General features: G+C 56.9%; 18 protein-coding genes and 4 pseudogenes. 14 read left to right on the top strand and 8 right to left on the bottom strand.

Annotated elements, in window-relative coordinates; genetic code table 11:
* Window positions 1-57 precede the first annotated feature (57 nt).
* From mutM to gyrB, 7 genes are all read left to right on the top strand, one after another.
* Entirely contained in the window at window positions 58-909 is an 852-nt protein-coding gene (gene mutM / locus Q5Y75_RS22310; protein ID WP_306201710.1) for a bifunctional DNA-formamidopyrimidine glycosylase/DNA-(apurinic or apyrimidinic site) lyase, read from the top strand.
* Window positions 910-974: 65 nt separating this feature from the next.
* On the top strand, window positions 975-1,751 hold the full coding sequence (gene acuK / locus Q5Y75_RS22305; protein ID WP_306201708.1) for an acryloyl-CoA hydratase: 777 nt from the start codon (window positions 975-977) through the stop codon (window positions 1,749-1,751).
* A 175-nt stretch (window positions 1,752-1,926) separates the two neighbouring features.
* Window positions 1,927-2,190: a 30S ribosomal protein S20 gene (rpsT, locus tag Q5Y75_RS22300; protein ID WP_306201706.1), complete on the top strand. Its 264-nt coding sequence runs from the start codon at window positions 1,927-1,929 to the stop codon at window positions 2,188-2,190.
* Window positions 2,191-2,751: 561 nt separating this feature from the next.
* Window positions 2,752-4,137: a chromosomal replication initiator protein DnaA gene (dnaA, locus tag Q5Y75_RS22295; RefSeq protein WP_306201705.1), complete on the top strand. Its 1,386-nt coding sequence runs from the start codon at window positions 2,752-2,754 to the stop codon at window positions 4,135-4,137.
* Window positions 4,138-4,319: 182 nt separating this feature from the next.
* The gene (dnaN, locus tag Q5Y75_RS22290; protein ID WP_306201704.1) at window positions 4,320-5,441 is read left to right on the top strand and encodes a DNA polymerase III subunit beta; all 1,122 of its coding nucleotides are present in this window, start codon (window positions 4,320-4,322) and stop codon (window positions 5,439-5,441) included.
* Between the two features lie 59 nt (window positions 5,442-5,500).
* Window positions 5,501-6,607, top strand: coding sequence for a DNA replication/repair protein RecF (recF, locus tag Q5Y75_RS22285; protein WP_306201703.1), 1,107 nt, complete (start codon window positions 5,501-5,503; stop codon window positions 6,605-6,607).
* A gap of 74 nt (window positions 6,608-6,681) precedes the next feature.
* Window positions 6,682-9,099, top strand: a complete 2,418-nt coding sequence (gene gyrB / locus Q5Y75_RS22280; protein ID WP_306201701.1) for a DNA topoisomerase (ATP-hydrolyzing) subunit B — start codon at window positions 6,682-6,684, stop codon at window positions 9,097-9,099.
* A gap of 337 nt (window positions 9,100-9,436) precedes the next feature.
* Here gyrB and nhaC read toward each other — a convergent pair whose 3' ends face one another.
* The 4 genes and pseudogenes from nhaC to Q5Y75_RS22260 form a co-directional block, all read right to left on the bottom strand.
* Complete coding sequence (nhaC, locus tag Q5Y75_RS22275) at window positions 9,437-10,873, bottom strand: Na+/H+ antiporter NhaC (protein ID WP_306201699.1); 1,437 nt, start codon at window positions 10,871-10,873, stop codon at window positions 9,437-9,439.
* Window positions 10,874-10,951: 78 nt separating this feature from the next.
* Window positions 10,952-11,083: pseudogene (locus Q5Y75_RS22270) on the bottom strand (IS5/IS1182 family transposase); the annotation flags it as partial.
* A gap of 1,057 nt (window positions 11,084-12,140) precedes the next feature.
* Window positions 12,141-12,470 carry a hypothetical protein gene (locus Q5Y75_RS22265; protein ID WP_306201697.1) on the bottom strand — a complete coding sequence of 110 codons (330 nt, stop codon included), beginning with the start codon at window positions 12,468-12,470 and terminating at the stop codon, window positions 12,141-12,143.
* Window positions 12,447-12,722, bottom strand: a pseudogene (locus Q5Y75_RS22260) (transposase); the annotation flags it as partial. The pseudogene Q5Y75_RS22260 and the gene Q5Y75_RS22265, both read right to left, overlap by 24 nt.
* A gap of 302 nt (window positions 12,723-13,024) precedes the next feature.
* Between Q5Y75_RS22260 and Q5Y75_RS22255 the strand changes: the two are divergent.
* Window positions 13,025-14,545: a winged helix-turn-helix domain-containing protein gene (locus Q5Y75_RS22255; protein ID WP_306201695.1), complete on the top strand. Its 1,521-nt coding sequence runs from the start codon at window positions 13,025-13,027 to the stop codon at window positions 14,543-14,545.
* 256 nt (window positions 14,546-14,801) lie between these two features.
* On the opposite strand, the gene Q5Y75_RS22250 is transcribed toward Q5Y75_RS22255, so the two are convergent.
* The gene (locus Q5Y75_RS22250) at window positions 14,802-15,773 is read right to left on the bottom strand and encodes a M10 family metallopeptidase C-terminal domain-containing protein (RefSeq protein ID WP_306201693.1); all 972 of its coding nucleotides are present in this window, start codon (window positions 15,771-15,773) and stop codon (window positions 14,802-14,804) included.
* Between the two features lie 177 nt (window positions 15,774-15,950).
* Here Q5Y75_RS22250 and Q5Y75_RS22245 point away from each other — a divergent pair, with 177 nt between their 5' ends.
* From Q5Y75_RS22245 to Q5Y75_RS22235, 3 genes are read left to right on the top strand one after another with little or no spacing between them, the layout of a single operon-like run.
* Complete coding sequence (locus tag Q5Y75_RS22245; RefSeq protein ID WP_306201691.1) at window positions 15,951-16,655, top strand: hypothetical protein; 705 nt, start codon at window positions 15,951-15,953, stop codon at window positions 16,653-16,655.
* Window positions 16,655-17,680, top strand: coding sequence for a hypothetical protein (locus tag Q5Y75_RS22240; RefSeq protein WP_306201689.1), 1,026 nt, complete (start codon window positions 16,655-16,657; stop codon window positions 17,678-17,680). Before Q5Y75_RS22245 ends, Q5Y75_RS22240 begins: the two co-directional genes overlap by 1 nt.
* Window positions 17,681-17,695: 15 nt before the next feature.
* Complete coding sequence (locus Q5Y75_RS22235; RefSeq protein WP_306201687.1) at window positions 17,696-19,378, top strand: Dyp-type peroxidase; 1,683 nt, start codon at window positions 17,696-17,698, stop codon at window positions 19,376-19,378.
* Window positions 19,379-19,532: 154 nt separating this feature from the next.
* On the opposite strand, the pseudogene Q5Y75_RS22230 reads toward Q5Y75_RS22235, so the two are convergent.
* Window positions 19,533-19,652 (bottom strand): annotated as a pseudogene (locus tag Q5Y75_RS22230) (IS6 family transposase); the annotation flags it as partial.
* Window positions 19,628-20,122 (bottom strand): substrate binding domain-containing protein, encoded by a 495-nt coding sequence (locus Q5Y75_RS22225; RefSeq protein WP_306201685.1) that lies wholly within the window; start codon window positions 20,120-20,122, stop codon window positions 19,628-19,630. The pseudogene Q5Y75_RS22230 and the gene Q5Y75_RS22225, both read right to left, overlap by 25 nt.
* Window positions 20,123-20,320: 198 nt before the next feature.
* Here Q5Y75_RS22225 and Q5Y75_RS22220 point away from each other — a divergent pair.
* Window positions 20,321-20,662: pseudogene (locus Q5Y75_RS22220) on the top strand (transposase); the annotation flags it as partial.
* Window positions 20,663-21,213: 551 nt separating this feature from the next.
* Here the strand turns inward: Q5Y75_RS22220 and Q5Y75_RS22215 are convergent.
* A complete protein-coding gene (locus tag Q5Y75_RS22215; RefSeq protein ID WP_306201683.1) occupies window positions 21,214-21,585 on the bottom strand; it encodes a hypothetical protein in 372 nt (123 codons plus the stop codon).
* Between the two features lie 79 nt (window positions 21,586-21,664).
* Between Q5Y75_RS22215 and Q5Y75_RS22210 the strand changes: the two genes are divergently transcribed.
* Window positions 21,665-21,934: a hypothetical protein gene (locus Q5Y75_RS22210; RefSeq protein WP_306201681.1), complete on the top strand. Its 270-nt coding sequence runs from the start codon at window positions 21,665-21,667 to the stop codon at window positions 21,932-21,934.
* Window positions 21,935-22,005: 71 nt separating this feature from the next.
* Entirely contained in the window at window positions 22,006-22,554 is a 549-nt protein-coding gene (locus tag Q5Y75_RS22205) for a DUF2165 family protein (protein ID WP_306201679.1), read from the top strand.
* Window positions 22,555-22,558 lie beyond the last annotated feature (4 nt).

The following is a 22,558-nucleotide window of genomic DNA, read 5'->3' as shown; positions in this document are numbered from 1 at the left end:
TTGTTATAGGACGCTGAGAGGTGGGCACAATGCGGCCCATTGGACAGGAGAGCCATAATGCCCGAATTGCCCGAGGTCGAGACCGTCAGGCGCGGCCTTTTGCCCGCGATGGAGGGTGTGGTCCTGAAACTGACCGACGTAAACCGCCCCGACCTGCGCTGGCCGTTCCCTGAGCGCATGGCAGATCGGCTGCGTGACGTCCGTGTGGACCGGCTGCGGCGGCGCTCGAAATACTTGCTGCTGGATTTGAGCAGCGGCGAGACATTGTTGATCCATCTCGGCATGTCGGGGCGGATGACCATCTCAAGCGATCCTCTGGGTCAGTTCCTGCATGATCACCCGATGCCGGAAAAACATGATCACGTGGTGTTCCACATGGAGAACGGCGCGCGCGTTACCTTCAACGACCCGCGGCGCTTTGGCGCGATGGACCTGATGGCGACCGAGAGCGCCGAACAGCACAAGCTGCTGTCAGTTCTGGGGCCGGAGCCCTTGGGCAATGCCTTTGACGAACCGCATCTGATCGCGGCATTCAAAGGGCGTAACACGCCAGTGAAATCCGCGCTGCTGGATCAGGGAATCGTTGCCGGTCTGGGCAATATCTATGTCTGCGAGACGCTCTATCGCGCCGGAGTGTCGCCGCGTCGGAAGGCGGGCAGAATTTCTGCGCCTCGTGTTGCGGCGATGGTTCCGATCATCCGCGCCGTCCTGTCCGAGGCGATTGAGGCGGGCGGATCAAGCCTGCGCGATTTCCGCCAAGCCGATGGCGAGCTTGGATATTTCCAGCACCGCTTCGATGTTTATGACCGCGAGGGTCAGCCCTGCCGAACCCCCGATTGCACCGGCGTGATCACACGTATCGCGCAATCGGGCCGGTCGTCTTTCTATTGTCCGGTTTGCCAAAGATAGCTTGAACCATAGGCTGTGCATGATAAGGAATCGGCTCTGACCGGAACAACCGAAAGCAGCACTCAATGGCTTTTCAGACGATCATCGTCGACATTGAAGACCACGTCGCCCTCATCAAACTGAACCGACCCGACGCGCTGAACGCGCTCAATACCGAGTTACTGGGCGAGTTGTGCGCAGCACTGGAAAGCGCCGATGAAAACGACAAGGTAAGATGTGTTGTTCTGACCGGGTCGGACAAGGCCTTTGCCGCTGGTGCCGATATCAAGGAGATGTCCGAGAAGAGTTTTGTCGAGGTGTTTGAAGAGAATCTCTTTGCCTCGGCCAATGACCGCATCGCCGCCATCCGTAAGCCGATCATCGCAGCCGTGTCGGGCTATGCGCTGGGCGGCGGGTGCGAATTGGCGATGATGTGCGATTTCATCATCGCGGCTGACAATGCAAAGTTCGGCCAGCCAGAGATCAACCTGGGTGTCATCGCGGGCATGGGCGGGTCGCAGCGCCTGACCCGCTTTGTGGGCAAGTCGAAATCGATGGACATGAACCTGACCGGGCGCTTCATGGATGCTGAAGAGGCCGAGCGCGCCGGGCTGGTCAGCCGCGTCGTGCCCACCAAGAAGCTCATGGAAGAAGTGATGGCTACCGCGCAGAAGGTGGCCGAAAAATCGCAGCTGAGCGTTCTGGCCGCCAAGGAATCAGTAAACCGGTCTTATGAACTGACACTGAACGAAGGCATGCTGTTCGAACGCCGCGTGTTTCATTCGATGTTTGCCACCGAAGATCAGAAAGAGGGCATGGCCGCCTTCCTTGAAAAGCGCGAGGCGCAGTTTCGCGACAAATAGCGGTTGGCTGTGCCCAAGATCGGGCTTGGCAAGCCTCATGAACTTGGGTAATGAGCGCCGCTATACATGCGCGTGCGGCCCGCTCAGGCTCGAATCACAAGGGTGAACTCTGGTCCCTGCAGGTTCCGTCATTGCGCAATCGAGACAACGGAAACGAAACAAGGTAACAGACCACATGGCCAATTCGCCCCAAGCCAAGAAGCGCGCCCGTCAGAACGAAAAGCGCTTCGCAATCAACAAAGCGCGTCGTTCGCGCATCCGCACCCACCTCCGCAAGGTTGAAGAAGCCATCGCATCCGGCGATCAGGCGGCCGCCACCGCAGCCCTGCGCGCGGCGCAGCCCGAACTGATGCGCGGCGTGTCCAAAGGCGTCTTCCACAAGAACACCGCATCCCGCAAGATGTCGCGCCTGTCCGCGCGCGTGAAGGCGATGGCCTGATCCGCTCGGCGAATCTGCAAAATGCGAAGATCTGAAAAGGCACCCCCACGGTGCCTTTTTTTCATGGCTGTTGCAACATTGCCGCTGTCCCGCAGGTGCCTGAGATTCGTTGTCGGTAAAGACTGAGTCAACATTAGAGTTTCGTTGCTGCCCCGCCCCTGGTGTTGCTACCACTGTTCTAGCGATTCACTCGCTTGGGGGGACAGGACGTTTTCGGTCAGATCTGACAGGCATCAGAGAAGATCGCAAACGCAAGCCAGGTATCGGGAGGTACCCGAAGGTTTGGTCTGCTGCCAGCCGCGTACTGCCGCGCGGTGTAGCCCTGTCTAGATAAAGTTGTGTGCCGAGTTTACGTGCCACGAATCCGTTGTCACTGCGGACTCTTTGCTCGTGTGGTCGGTATTGTTGTCTCACGGGAAGACAACTCGCTTCGGATCTAATTCCGATGACGCAACCCTTTTGCGTGTGAGCCGTGGCCGGCCGAACCCGGTCAATAAATGGGCAAAAATAACGGCCGCCGGGATGGCGGCCCAGCAAAACGAGGGATGCGTGAGGCGCTTGATGACACAAGAGAAATGGGGACAACTTCGTGAACGACTGCTCAAGACTGTCGGAAAAAATAACTACACGACCTGGATCGAGCCGCTCAAATTTCAGGAACTGGAAGATGGCGTCGCCGTCTTTTCGGTGCCCACGAATTTCGTGGGGAACTATGTCAGCCAGAACTTTGCCGATCTTATTCTCTATGAGTTGACGACCTCCGGGGAAGACGTGCGCCGTCTGGCCTTCCGCGTCGCCGCAAACTCGCCCGTACGCCCGACTTCGAACGCACTCAAAGAAGAACCGGAAGAGCAGGACGCCCCTGCTACCGCCTCGCCCGCCCCTGCCAATGCGCCGCTGGACGCGTTGCAGACCGCGCCGCTGGACAAGCGCTTCACCTTTGAACGCTTTGTCGTCGGCAAACCGAACGAACTGGCCCATGCCGCTGCGCGCCGCGTGTCTGAGGGCGGTCCTGTCACGTTCAACCCGCTGGTGCTTTATGGTGGCGTCGGATTGGGTAAAACGCACCTGATGCACGCCATCGCCTGGGAATTGCGCGAGCGTCAGCCTGACCTGAATGTGCTCTACCTGTCTGCCGAACAATTCATGTATCGCTTCGTGCAGGCTCTGCGCGAACGCCGGATGATGGATTTCAAGCATCTCTTCCGCTCGGTTGATGTGCTGATGGTCGATGACGTGCAGTTCATCGCCGGCAAGGACAGCACCCAGGAAGAGTTCTTTCACACCTTCAATGCGCTGGTGGACCAGAACAAGCAGATCATTATCTCCGCCGACCGCGCACCGGGTGAGATCAAGGATCTTGAAGACCGGGTGAAATCGCGCCTGCAATGCGGCCTCGTCGTTGATCTGCACCCGACCGACTACGAATTGCGCTTGGGCATCCTGCAGAACAAGGTGCAGCAGCACAGCGCCACCTATCCCGACCTGAAAATCCGCGATGGCGTGCTGGAATTCCTCGCCCATCGCATTTCCACCAATGTCCGCGTGCTGGAAGGCGCGCTGACCCGGCTCTTTGCCTTTGCGTCGCTGGTGGGGCGTGAGATCGACATGGAGCTGACCCAGGATTGCCTGGCCGATGTTCTGCGTGCCTCGGAACGCAAGATCACGGTCGAGGAAATCCAGCGCAAGGTCTCGGAATACTACAATATCCGCCTCAGCGACATCATCGGACCCAAGCGTGTACGCTCTTACGCGCGGCCCCGGCAGATCGCGATGTACCTGTGTAAGCAACTGACCAGCCGGTCGCTGCCCGAGATCGGGCGACGCTTTGGTGGGCGCGACCACACCACCGTCATGCATGGCGTACGCCGCATCGAAGAGCTGAAGCTGACTGACGGCCAGATCGCCGAAGATGTCGAGATGCTGCGCCGCGCGCTGGAGGCCTGATCGACCCTCGGTTTCCCGGTCATTTGTGTGTTCCTCCACACGTTTGATCGGGAACTGCATTCCGAGTGGGGCACGGGCCTTGACGCCCGTGTCTTTCCGGCTGACAAATCTGTAAAAAATCTTGTGTCGGTGCGGCAACCCGCTAGGGTGCGTGTCCCGGCCCATGCAGAGGAACAAGGGAAATGAAGATCAGCATCGAACGCGGCACTCTACTCAAGGCCGTGGCGCAGGCTCAGTCTGTTGTGGAACGGCGCAACACCATCCCCATTCTGGCCAATGTGCTGATCGAGGCCGAAGGCGACAGCGTTCAGTTCCGGGCGACCGATCTGGACATCGAAGTGGTCGACAGCGCCCCGGCTCAGGTTGAGCGCGCGGGTGCCACCACCGTCGCCGCGACCACCCTTCATGAGATCGTGCGCAAACTGCCCGACGGCGCGCTTGTCACACTGACCGCAGATAGCGCGACAGGCCGTCTGACGGTCGAGGCGGGCCGCTCGAACTTCTCTCTGGCGACACTGCCCAAAGAGGATTTCCCGGTCATGGCCTCCTCGGAATACCAGTCGAACTTCACCGCCAATGCTGCCGTTCTGCGGCGGCTTTTCGACAAGTCGAAATTTGCCATTTCTACCGAAGAGACACGGTATTATCTGAACGGTGTCTACATGCATGTGGCCGACAGCCCCGAGGGCGGCAAGACGCTGCGCTGCGTGGCGACCGATGGGCACCGTTTGGCCCGGATTGACTCGGAACTGCCCGCCGGGGCCGAGGACATGCCGGGCGTGATCGTGCCGCGCAAGACCGTGGGTGAGCTGCGCAAGCTGCTGGATGATGACGAGATGGACATTGCCGTGTCTGTCAGCGAGACCAAGGTGCGCTTTGCGACTCCTGACATCACGCTGACCTCGAAAGTGATCGACGGCACCTTCCCCGACTATACCCGCGTCATCCCGCAGGGGAACAACCGGCGGCTGGAGGTGGATGCCTCTGAATTTGCGCAAGCCGTGGACCGGGTGGCCACCGTATCATCAGAGCGGTCGCGTGCCGTGAAGCTGCAACTGGATGAGGACAAGCTGGTCCTGTCGGTCAACGCACCTGACAGCGGCGCGGCCGAAGAAGAGCTGGCGGTGGCCTATGGTGATGAGCGGCTGGAGATCGGCTTTAACGCCAAATACCTGCTTGAAATCGCCAGTCAGGTGGATCGGGAAAATGCGGTTTTCATGTTCAATTCGGCCGGTGACCCGACCCTGATGCGCGAAGGCAATGATCAGAGCGCGGTCTATGTGGTCATGCCGATGCGCGTCTGATCGCGCCGCTGCGCGATGCCTACGGCAAGCGTCGTTTCCACGGTAAGGGGCTGGTTGGCTTGCTGGCCCTGACATCCCTCAAACTTTCTCACTTCCGATCCCACAAGCTGGCACAGATGGCGCTGGACGGGCGGCCCGTGGCGCTACACGGCCCCAACGGGGCGGGCAAGACCAATGTCATCGAAGCGGTATCGCTATTCTCGCCCGGACGCGGGTTGCGTCGGGCCAGCGCCGCCGACATGACGCGCCGCCCCGAGGCGCTGGGCTGGAAGCTGTCAGGTGTTCTTGAGACGCAGGGCAAGCAGCACGAGATCGAAACCTGGTCTGAGGGTGGCGCTGCGCGGCAGGTCCGTCTGGACGGCAAGAGCGCCAGCCAGATCGCGCTTGGTCAGATCGCGCGCGTGGTCTGGCTGATCCCTTCGATGGACCGGCTCTGGATCGAAGGGGCAGAGGGGCGGCGGCGCTTTCTGGACCGGATCGCGCTCAGCTTCGATCCCGGCCATGCCGAGGCCTCACTGACCTATGACAAGGCTATGCGCGAGCGTAACCGGCTGCTGAAAGACGAAGTTCGCGACGCCCATTGGTACGGCGCGCTGGAACAGCAGATGGCCGCGGCAGGGCACCGCATCCATCAGGGTCGCGTCGCGGCGCTGGACCATTTGCGCCGCGCCCAGAATGATGCCGAGACCCCCTTTCCCACAGCGGAACTGGACCTGATCCAATCTGAGGGTGAGATGCCAGAGACCGAGGCGGACCTGCGCGAGGCGCTGCAGGAGTCCCGATTTCGCGACATTGCCGCCGGAAGGGCGCTTGTCGGGCCACATCGCAGCGATCTCTATGGCGTTTACGCGGCCAAGGGCGTGCCCGCAAAAGACTGTTCGACGGGCGAACAAAAGGCGCTGCTGATCTCACTGATCTTGGCCAATGCGCGGGCGCTGTCAGGTCTTATCGGCACGCCGCCGATCCTGCTGCTGGATGAAGTTTCAGCGCATCTGGATGCGGGTCGCAGGGCGGCGCTATACGACGAGATTTGCGCCCTGGGCGCGCAGGCTTGGATGACCGGAACGGGACCGGAACTGTACGTCGAACTGGGCGATCGGGCGCAATATCTGAGCGTGACCGAAGCGGCCGGAATCTCGCAGGTTTCACCTGCCCGAAACCCTTAAAAAACGAGCGGATTCACGTGACATTCCTGCCTGCGTTTCGTATAAAATCGCAGGAATATAACAGGAAGGCGCGAATGTCCGAGAACGAGCAAACCCCGCAGGAATATGGCGCGGATTCCATCAAGGTTCTCAAGGGGTTGGAGGCGGTTCGCAAGCGTCCCGGCATGTATATCGGGGATACCGATGATGGCTCGGGTCTGCACCATATGGTGTATGAAGTCGTTGACAATGGCATAGACGAGGCTCTGGCCGGTCATGCCGATCACGTCACCGTAAAAATTCACGCCGATAGCAGTGTCTCGGTCAGCGATAACGGGCGCGGCATTCCGGTGGGCATTCACGAGGAAGAAGGCGTTTCCGCCGCCGAAGTCATCATGACCCAACTGCATGCGGGCGGGAAGTTTGACAGCAATTCCTATAAGGTCTCGGGCGGTCTGCACGGCGTCGGTGTCTCGGTGGTGAATGCGCTGAGCGATTGGCTCGAACTGCGTATCTGGCGCGAAGGCAAGGAACATGTCGCGCGTTTTGAGGGTGGCGAGACCAGCGAGCATTTGACCGTGGTCGGGGAATGCGGCGAGCAAACCGGCACCGAAGTGCGGTTCCTGGCCTCGACCAATACGTTCTCGAACCTTGAATACTCGTTTGACACGCTGGAAAAGCGGCTGCGCGAACTGGCCTTCCTGAACTCGGGCGTGCGTATCATCCTGATCGACGAGCGCCCCGCCGAACGGCTGGAAACCGAGCTGTTCTACGAAGGCGGCGTCAAGGAATTCGTCAAGTATCTTGACCGGTCGAAAAGCCCGGTGATGGATCAGCCGATCTACATCAAGGGCGAGCGCGACGAGATCGGGGTCGAGATCGCCATGTGGTGGAATGACAGCTACCACGAGACGGTCCTGCCTTTCACAAACAACATCCCGCAGCGCGATGGCGGCACCCATGTGGCGGGCTTTCGCGGCGCGCTGACCCGGACAATCAACAATTATGCGCAATCCAGCGGGATCGCGAAAAAGGAAAAGGTCAGCTTCACTGGCGATGACGCGCGCGAGGGGCTGACCTGCGTGCTCTCGGTCAAAGTGCCCGACCCAAAATTCTCATCCCAGACCAAGGACAAACTGGTCTCGTCCGAAGTACGTCCCGCCGTGGAAAGCATGGTGAACGAGAAGCTGGCCGAATGGTTCGAAGAGAACCCCAATGAGGCCAAGCAGATCGTCGGCAAGATCATTGAGGCGGCGCTGGCCCGCGAAGCCGCCCGCAAGGCCCGTGAGCTGACCCGCCGCAAGACGGCTATGGATGTGAACTATCTCGCCGGCAAACTCAAGGATTGCTCCGAAAAGGATCCCTCCAAGACCGAGGTGTTTCTGGTCGAGGGGGACTCGGCCGGTGGGTCGGCCCAGACCGGGCGCGACCGGCTAACACAAGCCGTTCTGCCCCTGCGCGGCAAGATTCTGAACGTGGAACGCGCGCGGTTTGACCGGATGCTGTCCAGTCAGGAGATCGGTAACCTCGTGATGGCGTTGGGCACCGGCATTGGGCGGGATGAGTTCAACATCGAAAAACTGCGCTACCACAAGATCGTCATCATGACCGATGCCGACGTGGACGGCGCGCATATCCGTACCCTGCTCTTGACCTTCTTCTACCGGCAGATGCCGGAACTGATCGAAGGTGGGTATCTCTACATTGCGCAGCCGCCGCTCTACAAAGTGTCGCGCGGCAAATCAGAGGTTTATCTGAAGGACCAAGCCGCACTTGATGACTATCTGATCAATCAGGGGGTTGAGGGCGCGGTGTTGAAACTCGGCTCGGGAGAGGAAATCATCGGTCAGGACCTGGCCCGCGTGGTTGACGAGGCGCGGCAACTGAAACGCGTGCTGGACGCGTTCCCGACCCATTATCCGCGCCACATTCTGGAACAGGCCGCCGTGGCGGGTGCCTTCGTGCCCGGCGCGGTGGATGCCGACCTGCAAGGTGTGGCCGACAAGGTTGCTGCCCGTCTGGACCTGATCGCACTGGAATACGAACGCGGCTGGCAGGGCCGGATCACGCAGGATCACGGCATCCGTCTGGCCCGCATCCTGCGCGGCGTCGAAGAGGTGCGCACGCTGGACGGCCCGATGCTGCGCTCGGGCGAGGCGCGCAAGACCGGCAGTTTCACCCAGAGCCTGCAGGAGGTCTACAGCACGCCCGCAACACTGGTCCGCCGCGACCGGATGCAGGCGATCCATGGCCCCTTGGATCTGCTACGCGCAATCCTGGAAGAGGGCGAAAAGGGCCTGTCCCTGCAGCGCTACAAGGGTCTGGGCGAGATGAACCCCGACCAGCTCTGGGAAACCACCTTGGACCCTGATGCGCGCACGCTATTGCAGGTGCGGGTGGACGATATGGTTGAAGCTGACGATCTCTTCACCAAACTCATGGGAGATGTCGTCGAACCTCGCCGTGAGTTCATCCAGAAGAACGCGCTGAGCGTTGAGAATTTGGATTTTTGAAGGTTGTAGGATAGCCCATAATCGTTCGCGATGCCCATTTGGGACTTGGTCCGCGGAAACCATCAGGGCCGGCGGCCAAGTGTGCCGCGCAAACAGGCCGGACACAAGTCTGCTTCTGACCAGTGCGAACTCATGCAAATAAGCCTTGCTATGCAGGCGCAATCTACACTCGACATTCGCCGCGTATGCAAAATCCCAGAAGCCAAGAAGAGAGAATTCGCGGGACAAAACAGACTTTCAAATAGGCTCATCGAATGTCCAGTCACGACGAAAATGGGCCGTGAGCGAGGTTTCGAAAGAGGGCGAGGCGCTTCGCCCTCTCCGATCTAAGAAACACCTATTCTGCTGGGCTGGTAGCAGCATGATCGTCTTGTGCAGCTTCCGGATCAAGTTTCCATATTGTCCAGCCCATCAGACCGAACACGATGGTCACGATGGGCGACAGCCAGCAGAAAAATGCGAACGGCAGATAGGCGATCGTTGCCACACCAAGCGTCGCAGCCTGATAGGCGCCGCCCGAGTTCCAGGGCACCAGGTTAGCGGTTACCGTGGCCGAATCTTCGACCGCCCGAGACAGGTTTTCTGGTGCCAGGCCGCGCTCTCGATAGGCCTGTGCATAGGTCCGCGCTCCCATGACGATCGCCATGTACTGGTCACACAGGATCATGTTTGCGCCTATACAGGTGAGCACGGTCGAGACGATCAAAGAGCCCGTCGACTTGGCCATTGTCAGGATTTTGTCGGCAATCGCTTTTAGCTGGTTGGTGCGCTCCATCACGCCGCCAAACATCATTGCAACGATCACCAAGCTGATGGTGTACATCATCGAGTCCATCCCACCACGTGTCAGCAGCGAGTCTACATCCTCGTTTCCGGTATTGGCCTCAAATCCGCTGAAGGCGGCATTCAAAAGCGCTTCGTAGTTTGCACCCTGAATGCCAACGGCCAGGATCGCGGCAGAAACAACGCCCAAGGTGATCCCGGGAATGGCTGGCATCTTCTTGTAAGACACGGCCATCACCACCAGCGGCGGAATGATCATCGCAACGTTGATCGTAAAGTTCTCGTTTAGCAGCTGCAGGATTGTATCAATGCGTTTCACATCGCCTTCACCGCCTCCGTATTGCAGGCCAAGAACGATCTCGATGATCAGAGTTAGCGTGATCGAGACACCGGTCGTGTAGGACATGTGCTTGATGTGGGTAAACAGGTCCGTCCCGGCCAATGCTGGCGCCATGTTCGTCGTGTCAGAGAGTGGCGACATCTTGTCCCCGAAGTAAGCTCCCGACAAGACGGCTCCGGCAACAAGCGGCAATGGAAATCCCAGCCCGGCACCGACTCCCATAAGGGCGACACCAACGGTCCCGGTGGTACCCCAACTGGTGCCAGTCGCAAGCGAGGTCATGGCGCAGATGATCACGGTTGCGGGTAGAAAGATCGAAGGCGACAGGACTTTCAGACCATAATAGATCAGGGTCGGCACAACGCCTGCCAAAATCCAGACACCGATCAGAATTCCCACAATGATCAGAATGATCGTGGCGGGTAATGCATTGGTAATACCGCGCACCATGCCATTTTGAATGTTCTGCCAAGAAAAACCGCACCGCAAGGCTACGAGCGCCGCAACCATAACGCCCAAGAGCATGGGTACGTGCGGGTCAAGCCCATATACCACGATGGACAGGCTGATTCCGAAAACAAGCGAGAGGAGCGAAATCAACGCCTCCCAGAAATGCGGCGCGCGCGCGCCCTCGGGAATGTTCGTCTTCATTGCTTCCTCCAGGTTTCTCGAGGTTGCTACCCCAGTGCTTGGTCTCGCATAAGCTGGCCAAACTGCATACACCCTAGGTCATGTTGACAAATTTCGGAACCAGAGACGGATCGACGCTATGTCGATAAAACCGAGAAAGCTCTCCGCCGTTTTGTTGTAGCGGGTCGCGACATGTCGAACATTCTTGAGCTTATTGAAACAGCGCTCGACGCCGCTTCACGACTTGCAACGATCCATTGTGGGCGGTGCGCTGACTCTCATCGGTGAGATACAGAAGCTTGTCGCAACATTGGATGCAATGACAGTTGGATCAAGTCGGGAAGTCCTGACGGAGGCTCGCAGTATGATGGATCGACTGCAAATCCCGTTTTAGGTATCGCGACGCCTCTCATAGCTGTTCAAAACACGCTGCAATTGGATACCTTCGGGTCGAAGTTACGAAGTATTATCTGATGTCGCAGACGAGATTTGCGTTACGCGTCGGTTCCGAACACAGAACGCAATCACTATTTCGCAAACGCCAGAACCCGCTGTTTGTCAGTCCAACTGGACATGGAGGGCATTCCGACCGGTCGAGCGCTCAACACCTGAAAGGCAGGACTGATTCTATTCCGGTCATTGATATTAGGTGATTGATCCCAGGGTTTGTTGACCCGATCCATTCGATCACCTATAAGGATGCCTTGCTCGAAGCGATCCCCCAGCGGGTCCGCACGACCCTACGGAGAATGGCATCAAGTTTGCCGAGCATCCCCGGAATCGGATCACCGACCATCCTCGGTCGATGCCGTTCGACATGATGTGCGACGCCAGCGGGTCGAGCGCTGACTGACATAGCCAAACCATCCATTGACCGATGGCAAGTTCGAGCGCATGAGCCGCACTATCAAGGGCGCCACAGCCACAGTCAGGCGATGCCACTACGTCAGCCACAATCAGCTTCGAAGCTATTTGGCCAACTTCTTTGAATCCTACAACGTCGCCCACCGTCTCAAGAAGCTCAGTGGGCTGACACCCTGTAAATACACCTGCAAGATTTGAACTTCAGAACCAGAACGATCATCGTCAATCCGATCCGCCTGATGCCGGGACTGAACACCTAAAACCCATATTGGCGTTGGAGAAGGTAAGGATTTGACCGGGCGGGACGCTTGAACGGGCTGCTGACTTAGCCCGTTCAATTACCAAATTCTTTCGAATCTGTTCCGGTAACCTTCGATATCATTCCAGTTCTGTTTTGCGTATTTATTGAAGTATTCAGCGCGATCTATGGCCATATTGAGCGTTTTTTTTCGTCAGCCGTGTGTTGTTTGGTTCGAAACAGACTGTATTTCTCACGATGAGTAATGTGTTGGCGCAGGTTACTTATCGCTTTCTCGAATGGCAGAGCCACAAGCAGAAAATCATTCCAGGCATGACGGCGCGCAATGTGCAATTTGTTATAGGATACGATCATATTGTGGATCTTTTTCCTCAATGCCTCACGTTTTTTCTTATCATTTTCGCCCTTTACTTGCTTTAGGATCTTCTCTATCGCTCTCATTTTGCTCGTTACGCGTTGCTGCTTCTCGACAAATGCGTTCCACTCCCATTCCAAATGCACCTCTTGGCACAGTTGCCGCTCCGACCGGGTTCCGATTCAGTAGCCAACCAGCAACATCCGGATTAGCAGTTCAGGATCGACAGACGGGCGGCCTGTATGGCTGTAGAAGTCCGCAAGATGGGAGCGAATGGCGCTCAGATCGACAATCCGGTCAATGGATCGAAGCAAATGGTTTTGCAGGACATAAGCCTTCAATGAGAACTCGTAGAACAGCGCCGCTTGCGCTTTCTGCCTCGGTCCCATCATCGCCAATCCCTCCCACTCGCAGAGGGAATTGAATCAGCGACTTACGCCTCGATCAAGCAAGAGCTTTTCAACGAAATAAACCTGCGAACGAAGCTACGAGACTAAAAGTGAGAAATCTCTCTCTTTTCCGCCAAAAAAGTGCAACACGCGTTCATACTGGTGGCATGAGTGTCGTTGGCAAGTTTCATGTTGTTGTGGATAGATTAGCCTGTGGCACGACACGGTCAGCAGCCGATTGCCTTTGTGGTTTTCCACTGACAATCTGCAAAAGCGGCTTTAGGCAGCTTGGGGGAAGAAACGAGATGTATCGCTTTGGTGATTTCGAATTGGACTCCGAGCGGTTTGAACTGCGTCGGGCCGGGCAGGTCGTCAAGATCGAGCCACGTAGTCTGGAGTTGCTATTTCTTTTGATCGAGAATCCGGACCGGGTCATCAGCCGGGACGAAATCATTGATAAACTCTGGGAAGGGCGCATAGTCACAGATTCAGCGGTCTCAACCTGTTTGAAAGGCGTGCGTCGCGCAGTCGGTGATGATGGCAAGACCCAGGCAGTCATAAAGACGGTGCATGGTCGAGGCTTCAGATTCGTCGGAGACTTGGAAACTGTGTCGGTCAACCAAGCGGCGCTGACTGACACGGTTTCTGATCAGCCGTCCTTAATAATTCTTCCAATGCAAGTTTTTGGTGTTTCTCCGGACCTGCAAGGCGTTGCGGATGGGTTCGTCGAAACGTTGACCACTGTGTTGACGCGGGTTCCTCTGTTGTCGATCGTGTCACGCGCGGCGAGCTTTGCGCTAAAAGACCGTGCTATCGATGTTAGCGAAGTGCGAAACAAATTCGGCGCTTGGTACATGCTGGAGGGCAGTCTGCAACGTAGCGCTGGAAAGGTCCGCGCCAATTTCCAGTTGATCAACTCCGCCAGTGGACATCACATTTGGGCGCGGCGAGTCGAACTACCCGACGGAGAAGGCTTGACCGACGAATTGTTGACGACGGTTCTGCCCCTTCTGGAACCGCAACTTGTCCGCGCAATGATGAAGGACCTTGATCGCACTCCGGGCGAGCAGTTTGCGCCATCTCTCACCCTGGAGGCAACAGGCGTGTTGTCCCTGAAGGGGTGGAATCGCGCTTCATTTGAAGAGGCAACAGATCTGCTTGTGCTAGCAATTGAGCAACAGCCCGATTTGGCGCTGGCGCACGCACATCTGGCGCTGGTTTTGGGCCTTGGTCATCGTGTCGGTATTCTGGGAACGCGCGACACTCTGCTTCCTAGGGTAGTGGCGGCAGCCGATCGCGCCATGGATCTGGATGGGATGGATTCAACCATCCTTGGTCTCTCCGGCTGTGCACTTGCGGATATTGGAGAGCGGGAACGCGCCATTCCAATCCTAGAAGCTGCCCTGGAAATGAACCCGGACAATGCGCAGGCCCGCACCGCGCTTGGAACCATCCAACTTATCGCCGGGCGCTTTAAAGAGGGCGCCTACGAGCTGCGCTCCGGTATTCAGTCTAGTCCGATGGATCCGCGCAGGGCGGTCTGGGGTACGGCGTTGGCGATGGCCACGCTTTTGTCTGGGAAGACGCCGCAAGCTGTAGAAGAGATCGAGAGGGCGTGCCGCGCAGATCCTCGAAACCACATTCCCCTCGTTGCCCTCGCTGCGATCGAGGTCTGGCAAAACCGCAAAGAAGCCGCAGAACAAGCCTTGATGGAGGCTTTCAAAATTCGACCAGATCTGTCGGATCGTGAAATCAAGGCGCTGGTTGGGAAGGGTTTCTATGCAAGCCTAGAGCCAATGCTTGAAACCGCGAGACAGGGTGCCTGAGAACAGATTTGAAGCTAGACAGTTGGAAACGCCTTGTCAGGTGAGGCGATCCGTTCGCTGGCCAACTGTACGCCTGGTAGAATACCAGAAGGGGCTCCGTTCCCGTAATCACCCTGCCCGCCGAAAGCCTCCACAATTGTGCCGTGCATGTCGTCTTTTCGGAGCGCCAATTGGGTAGGAATATTGAGTGGGGATGGTCCTTAGGACCTTTGCTTTGGCCTGGTCCGGACCATCCCGCGATACCTGCGAACAGGACCTAGAACAGGAAGTCATTGGCGGACAAATCGTAACCGCCGGTATCTTCGAGACGAATGCGCATTTCCGCGTTGCCCAAGTTGGTGTCGAGATTGACCTCGATATAGTCAACGGAGTTGCCATCAACGAAGCGTACCTGACCGACATCGGTGAAACCTCCCTCACCAATCCAATCCAGCACCTGGTGGCCAGCCAAACGGGGATCAGCATCGATCTGGCGGAAGTCGAATGTATCGTTGCTGCGAAAACCAAAGATTGTGTCTTCCTCACCGACCTGAGAGTCCGAAGCCTTGGTGTAGAGAAAGGTATCTCGGCCGTAATGGCCTGCGAGTTCGTCGGCACCGGCACCACCATGCATCGTATCGTTACCGAAATCTCCATTGAGTTTGTCGGCACCATCACCTCCAAACAGATAGTCGTCGCCGTCCCAGCCGATCAGGCTATTGTCCTTATCATTTCCGTAAATGACGTCGTTTTTGTCGCCACCAACAACGTCCTCAATGCTGATGTACGTGTCCCCGCAAGCTTCACCTTTGAGACCGCGCCCGCCCTGGAGGTCGATCACCATTGCGTCGTTGTGACCTTGGTAGATGACTTTGTCTCTTCCAGTGCCGCCATTGAAAATGTCAGCGCCGAAGCCAGACTTGAAGATGTCGTCTCCGCTGCCGCCGTAAAGCGTATCGTTTTTGGTTCCTCCATCAAGAAAGTCGTTGCCGAAGCTGCCGTACAGAATGTCGTTTCCGCCGCCACCGAAGACGAAATCTTCGCCGTTGCCGCCCGAGAGCCTGTTGCTCAGATTGTTACCATAAAGCTTGTCCGCATGAGGGCTGCCTCTGATGTTTTCAATCTCATAGAGACTGTCTCCTTCGGCGTGGCCACCATAGCCCATACCCTGGTGCAGACTGACGTAGACACCGGCGTTATCCGTTACTAAAGCCCTTCTGTCTAAAATCTTTACAAGAACAGTCCACACGCTTCCGCTTCTGTCGTTCAGAACCCTTTATCATCCATAGTTCTAAAGCACGGCCCGCTTAGCAACTTCGGCTGCCACCATTTTTCCTCGACTCAATCCACAGCAATGATAACCTTCATTTAGGATCGCTATGCATGCGTAATTTTCAAAATTAATTTGCTAACCTAGGGGATCGCCATGTCGAATATTGCCGGTAAAGCCTATGCAATGAATGTGGTCACGCCCAGCAATCCAAGAACAACTTGGATCAACCGCCTGCTATTCATGGCAGCACGCGGAGTTCCATCAAACTTGCTCGGACTGTTGGGGCTGTCACTTATTCACTTCGCCCGTTGGGTGATCATCAAACCTAATGACTGGCCGGATCTCGGCCAGGGTAAAGAACAGGTACAAGACGACTATGTGCTCTTCTGCTCAAACTTCAACGGTACATGGGACCAGTATATCGATGCCTTTTCCGACGGTATCCCGTCGGGACTTGACTTGTTCTGGTATTCCTCGATCAAGTACCCCAAGTCGATCCCGATTACGCCGTTCAAGAACTATATCACCTACAACCAGATCGATACCGACTATTACTACAACGCCACGCCCGGTTCTGCCCAACGTGACATCAAGACCAGCCTGCTGATTTATGACCGTCTGCGCGATCTTGCGGAAATACATAGCAGATCTTCCCGCGAAGAGTTCGCCTCCGCCTATCACGAGGCCGCCTATGTTATGCAAAAGGGCCTTGGCGATCCTGGCTTCGGACCCGTAGCAAGCCTCGATACCGAACGTTCAGACGTTAACCGTGAGAAATTCGTCAACGAGGCACAATCCGGATTTGACACCCTACGCGCTGCTGCCAAAGCCACCACAAAACCACAGGGAGATAGCTGATGCCCGACCTCGATTCCGGCCATATCTTCCTGACCACCCTCGCCCCAATCAAATCTGGCGCACCCGAGGAAGATCCGCAAACTTCTTTCGAGCAACGCGCGCGCATCGCGCTTGCCGAAATGCCCACAGCGCATCAGTCACCGGCCACCGAACATACCAAGTTCAACAGCCCTTTTGCCCGCAACACCCGCAACCACCTGGCGCGTATGTTTGTGCTGAACGATGTAGTCTATAACGGGCGCAGCACGCAAAATCCGTTGGTCGCCCGCCTTAGGCGCAGCCCGCCCCCGATCATCCCACAGCATGTTGATGAACTGAAAACGCCCTATCTGGTGTTCTGCGCCGAAGTAGACGCGGTTTTGAAAGATGGAGATCCGCTACCCACCGATCTGAGCGCCGAACAACAACGCAAAGTTCGTGCTTCTTATGCACGTGAACTCTGGAGCACAATGGAGGAAGAGCTTCGTGCGGTGTACTCTAACTGCTACGGCTTCGAACACGTCAATTCGGCAGAGCAGTTCGGGGAATACCTCGACAAATGTCATGTCGAAACCACCATGCCGTTCCATGACTACTACCTTGAGCTGCCAAAATTCCACAATTTGCCACTTACGCAACTGATCATCGGCGCCGTTGCTCCACTGGCGGTTGGTCTGATCTCGTTGGTGCTCTGGCTTTTCGGAATCACGACCGTGCCCTTCGTCGGTCTTTCCAGCCTCGCCACCGGTCTCTTTGCGATTGCGCTCGGGCTTGTTCTCGCGGTGGTCTTCATCCGCTATGCCATCCGAAACGGCGAAAAGCCCTTACCCCCGGCCAAGTATGACGATCTGCCCTCGGTTTTGAAATCACTCTATTTGCAACAGAAATTCGCTGACTTCTTTGTCGAAAATCAGGCTAAGTCCAATGTAGAACTGTACGCGGCCTTTGGCGACTTCATGGCAGAGCACGAACCTCTGAACACCAAAGCCAAAACGCAAAAACCAGGGGTCATTTCCTCGACCAACCCCGCCAACGTGATTTCTTAAAGACATGAGCCAGACATGACACGCAATCTTAGTCTCAATGACATTCAAGGGAACGTCATCCGCGCCTATGGCCGCCACTCCTTCCCCTTTGCTCGCTATGTATTTTTTCATTTCCCCAAACCCGAGACCGGACGCGCATTCCTTGAAGAAGTCCGCCAAAAGGTCACAACCGCCATCCGTTGGGATGAAAAAAACCCGAAGCCGACCTGCACGACAAATATTGCTCTTACCTTTCCCGGCATGCTGGCCCTGCAACTGCCCGTCCGCACAATGCAGGCCATGCCAGCCGAATTCATTGAGGGCATGCGCCAGCGGGCGTTTATCCTTGGCGACCGCGACCAGACCAAGGTCGAGGATGTCAAAGACCAAAGCTGGATAAAGCACTGGGACCCTATCTGGCAAAAAAGCCGCGCACCCGGCACGTTGGGTTTTGGCACTGATGACGTGCATGCGTTGATCACGCTGAACGTGCAAAGCAAGAGCAAAACCGACCTCGCCACCCCACATCCTGAACTGGGAAAGCGCACCGATTGGCTGCTCAAGGCCGCCGAGGAATGCGGCGTAACTCACCTGACCGGTGTCGGAGCCGAGGGAGACCAGCCCTATCAGAATGCCTCTGCCGTCTTTGAAAAAATCGGTGGCGCAATCCTTCCCACCCCCAAGGAGCATTTCGGTTTTACCGACGGCATTGGCAACCCAGTCTTCGAAGGCCAACTGTCCGCCGAAGAAGAAAAAACTGCCGTTATCGGGCGCGGTAAGTTGATGGGGTATGGCTGGGAACCGCTGGCCACCGGAGAATTTATCCTCGGTCATCCGGACGAGAGCCAGGAACTCCCCCCCACCGCCACTCCACCTGAATTCATGCACAATGGCACGTTCTTCGCCTTCCGTAAATTGCACGAAAATGTCGGCTCTTACGATGCAGTCGTCGCCGAGGAAGCCAAACAATATGCCAAGGTGATGGACGTTCCCAACGAAGAAGCCAAGGAAACCCTTCGCGCCAAAATGTGCGGGCGATGGTCCGATGGCGTACCGCTCTCGAAGGTGCCCACCTATGGCGAATGGGTCGCTTTTGGCGAAAAGATGGGCTTCCGGGGCGAAGGTGTCGACCCGGTCGAAGGCTACAAGAAGAACCTCGCATATATTGCCTCTCCAGCGGCAAGGGATTTCCGCTATGGCGATGACATGACTGGCTTCAAATGCCCAGGCGGTGCCCATATGCGCCGCATGAACACCCGCGACTATCTCGACCCGCTAAACAAAGGCGGCATTGACGAAACCACCGGCAAGCCTTTCGAAAATCCCGACGCTACCAGCGCGCTCAATAAACGCCGCCGCATCCTGCGGCGCGGCCTGCCCTATGGGCCACATAATTTCGAACATAAGGATGACGATACCGAACAAGGCGTGATCATGATCATCATGGGAGCCAGCTTGTTTCGGCAGTTCGAATTCGTACAGCAACAGTGGGTTCAATACGGGCTCGATTTCCACCAGGGCAACAACACTTGTCCTCTTCTTGGAAATCATGATCACCACAAACGTCACACGATTCCGTCCGACCCGAGTTCCCACAAACCACCCTATGTCATGAGCAAGCTCAAGACCTTCGTGGAATGCCGCGGAGGTGACTATTTCTTTGTGCCTTCCATGACCGCACTGCGGATGATGGCCATGGGAATCGTTGATCCCACCTGACAGTCTGACGTCAGCGCATTCTGGAAAGATTTATGGGGTTTGGACAAAGGAGGATGTCTGGTTCATCTAAACCTATGGTATTCCTCTGAGCTTCGCAGGCTCCATTCGCAAGTATCGGCTGCCGCGTTTGGTGATGCGCCCAATGACCGTTTGCCCACCTGGGTTTGCTGCGCACGCGAACACAAATCTCGTCCATGCGCCAGGAACTTAGCGTTGGTCGCTTCTTCGAATGCGCGCGCGCGGCGAACCTCACGACTGGAGCTTGTCCCACGATGCGATATCTCCCCCCAGCCGGTCAACCAAATGATCAGTGAACGCCCGTACCTTCGCCGGCACATGCGAACGTTCGGGGAATATGGCATAGAGCGCTTGCTCAGGAAGCGCATATTCGGGCAACAGCCTGACAAGCTGTCCTGATTGAATATGGGAGCTTGCGACAAAAGTTGGCAGTCGGCCAATACCTAGGCCATCCATCAAGGCCTTGCACAGGGCTTCGCTGTTGTTGATCCTGAGCGTGCCTCTGGTCTTCACCGCGATCTCCCCTTCCAGGCCGGAGAAAACCCATTCCTTCGGATCGCGCGAATAGGTGTAGTGAAGACAGTTATGGCCAAGCAGATCGTCTGGTTGTTGCGGGGTTCTGTGAGCCTTGAGATAGTCCGGTGAGGCCACGATGACGCTTCGGACATCTGCTAACCGATGTGCGATCACAGAGGAATCCGACAGGTGACCTGCGCGGATGCCCATGGTGCCATGGCGTCGAGCTGGCTCTGAAGGGCCTGACAGATGCGTTCACCTTTACCTGGATGGATCCTATCTCATCGGAAGACGGTTGGGTCATCGGCCAGTCACAGGCCGTGCCGCAAGACGCGTTCCTTTATGAAGTCTATCTGCGTGCGGATTTGCGCTACACCGGCTCCATCACCGTTCCGGTCCTTCTGGACAGCGGACAGCACCGGGATCAAGTTTCTCGGCGATGGCGAATGGCAAGCCCGCAAGCATGGCGTTCGTGTTTGCCGCCAGTGGCGCAAGGTACATCTGGCTATGGATACGGCTACCTCTGACATCCGCGCCGTAGAACTCACCCCAAGCCGCGACGGCGACAGTCCGCTGTTAACTGATTTACTCGACCAGATTCCGACGGATGACGAGATCGGCACCGTGACCGCGGACGGCGCTTACGACACGCGCCGCTGTTACAGCGCCATCATCGAGCGTGACGCCGCCCTGATCATTCCGATCCGCAGCAATGGTCGACCATGGAAGGAAGACTGCTCGGCTGCTCGGGTCATGGTGGCAGTATGGCACAGTCATACCGGCTGTGGACAGTAAGCCCTCGGTCGTGGCCATCAGCACCGTTAGCGCAACCTTGCCCCTAGTCGGGGGTAGAGACATTTCGGGGCAATCGAAAACATGGGGCGAGGCTGCGTGTCCCCCTCTTATGGATTTCCGCCCGTCCCCCGGCGGGTTGTCTGCCAGTCCGCGCGGCCTCACGAGTGCAAGACGCATCCGAGTTGCTACAGCACTTCCTTTCCGACAGGTCTCCCAAAGCCGACCTCCTGATTTTCGACCAGATGCACCCGGCCAATTGACTGGCACACATCCATGATGCCTCCATAGCCTCTTCAACCTTGGCTGCGATTTCCGGGTTCGCCTCGACCCACCGATGCTCGCCAACATATGAGCCGTAACTGTCCATCAGGACGTAGGCGGTGTGGAGGGCTTCATGAGCGGCCTAGTCAGACATGTCCTCCTCCTTCGAAAAAAGAGGCCCGGATATCACAGGACACGGTTGCGCTCCAAGGGGTAACTCAACAACCGTACATATCGAACAGACATCATCGGTTAAGCCCGGACCTCGGTCCCATCAACCTATACGAACTCTCGCCGGGGCGCTCCGGGTCACCCTGCGCAAGCTCCAAGTCGAAGGTCTCAAGAAACGGCACCACAAGCGCCGGATCGGCCATGTAGAAGGCCGTTGTGTCTCTGAGGTCGTAACGAGGCACACAGTCTGCGTTGTGACCCCACAAGCCGCGTCCTGTGCGCTCATCCATCCATCTGTGCAGGTCGTCATATCGCCGCCCGAACCCATCCACAGGAACCAGCTCGCGAACCCTCAGAGGATAGAACAGTTCGCCAGCGGCTTTTTTGCGGGAGCGGGATTTGGTGCGCATAACGGGAAAGCTAGGTGCGATTTTCAGCTTGGGCAAGCTGCAATGTTCCCATTATGTTCTATTTATGCCTGTCTCTCATCCGCCAGCCCATCCGTACCCCGGCAAGTGCCGCACGTTGCGGGATGCTGCGGCTGATGGTCAGGGCATCACGCTTCGGTGCAACCTATGCCGCCGTAAGGTCCATTTCCTTGCCTCAGACCTCGTTGACATCGTTGGCCCCGACTGGCCAATGCATGAACCGGTGCTGCCCTGCCACAAGCATGGCCGTGAATATGTGGACATGCGTGCAAGGCTGCCAAAGCAGGAAGACTTGGGGAAGCTGCCAGTGCGCCGCCCGGCAAAACTGATCCAGACGTGGAAGACTGTGATGCTGGGGGATGAGTAACCAGCCGTTTGCGGAAGAATGAAACCACTCGTAGGCTCAACAAAAGCCGAGATAATCATGTGGAGCGATGAATGAACACACCGGTATTTTCAGAGGTCTTTTGGCTCAGGTTTTCCAAGGCCCTGTTGGCAGTCATTCTTGGCTTGTGGGCGCTCATGGTCGCCTATGGAAACGTTGCAGACTATGACACGAATTGGGTCTACGTGCAGGAAGTCATGTCAATGGCGTCCACAAAAGATGACCCGGAGGTCTCTTGGCGCGCAGCTACAGACCCCGCAATACAACGCCTTGCCTATGCAGCAATCACCACCGGAGAGGCAGTGGCAGGAGCGATGTTTGCGATTGCAGGCATTCTTATGTTGCTTCGGATCAACGGGCCGAACCCTCAATTCCGAGCCGCGAAGACTCCGTTTGCAGTGGGTTTGATTGCTTCAATTTTGGTTTGGCTGTTTGGCTTCATGGTGGTTGCAGGAGAGTGGTTTCAGATGTGGCGCTCGCTCACCTTCAACGCGCAACAGACCGCGTTCATTTTCTATGCGACCATGCTCCTGTCTGGCATCTATGTTTTTCAGGACAACGACGGACCGGTGGAATCAAAAAGGCGACATACGCTCAGGTAAGAGA

Source organism: Ruegeria discodermiae (assembly GCF_030758345.1).
In the GTDB taxonomy this organism is placed as follows: domain Bacteria; phylum Pseudomonadota; class Alphaproteobacteria; order Rhodobacterales; family Rhodobacteraceae; genus Ruegeria_C.
This window is presented reverse-complemented; position numbering and strand designations above follow the sequence as displayed.

Excerpts from the sequence above, each read along its gene's own strand:
- mutM (WP_306201710.1), top strand. The coding sequence starts at position 58 with ATGCCCGAATTGCCCGAGGTCGAGACCGTCAGGCGCGGCCTTTTGCCC.
- acuK (WP_306201708.1), top strand. The coding sequence starts at position 975 with ATGGCTTTTCAGACGATCATCGTCGACATTGAAGACCACGTCGCCCTC.
- rpsT (WP_306201706.1), top strand. The coding sequence starts at position 1,927 with ATGGCCAATTCGCCCCAAGCCAAGAAGCGCGCCCGTCAGAACGAAAAG.
- dnaA (WP_306201705.1), top strand. The coding sequence starts at position 2,752 with ATGACACAAGAGAAATGGGGACAACTTCGTGAACGACTGCTCAAGACT.
- dnaN (WP_306201704.1), top strand. The coding sequence starts at position 4,320 with ATGAAGATCAGCATCGAACGCGGCACTCTACTCAAGGCCGTGGCGCAG.
- gyrB (WP_306201701.1), top strand. The coding sequence starts at position 6,682 with ATGTCCGAGAACGAGCAAACCCCGCAGGAATATGGCGCGGATTCCATC.
- nhaC (WP_306201699.1), bottom strand. The coding sequence starts at position 10,873 with ATGAAGACGAACATTCCCGAGGGCGCGCGCGCGCCGCATTTCTGGGAG.
- Q5Y75_RS22255 (WP_306201695.1), top strand. The coding sequence starts at position 13,025 with ATGTATCGCTTTGGTGATTTCGAATTGGACTCCGAGCGGTTTGAACTG.
- Q5Y75_RS22245 (WP_306201691.1), top strand. The coding sequence starts at position 15,951 with ATGTCGAATATTGCCGGTAAAGCCTATGCAATGAATGTGGTCACGCCC.
- Q5Y75_RS22240 (WP_306201689.1), top strand. The coding sequence starts at position 16,655 with ATGCCCGACCTCGATTCCGGCCATATCTTCCTGACCACCCTCGCCCCA.
- Q5Y75_RS22235 (WP_306201687.1), top strand. The coding sequence starts at position 17,696 with ATGACACGCAATCTTAGTCTCAATGACATTCAAGGGAACGTCATCCGC.
- Q5Y75_RS22225 (WP_306201685.1), bottom strand. The coding sequence starts at position 20,122 with ATGGGCATCCGCGCAGGTCACCTGTCGGATTCCTCTGTGATCGCACAT.
- Q5Y75_RS22205 (WP_306201679.1), top strand. The coding sequence starts at position 22,006 with ATGAACACACCGGTATTTTCAGAGGTCTTTTGGCTCAGGTTTTCCAAG.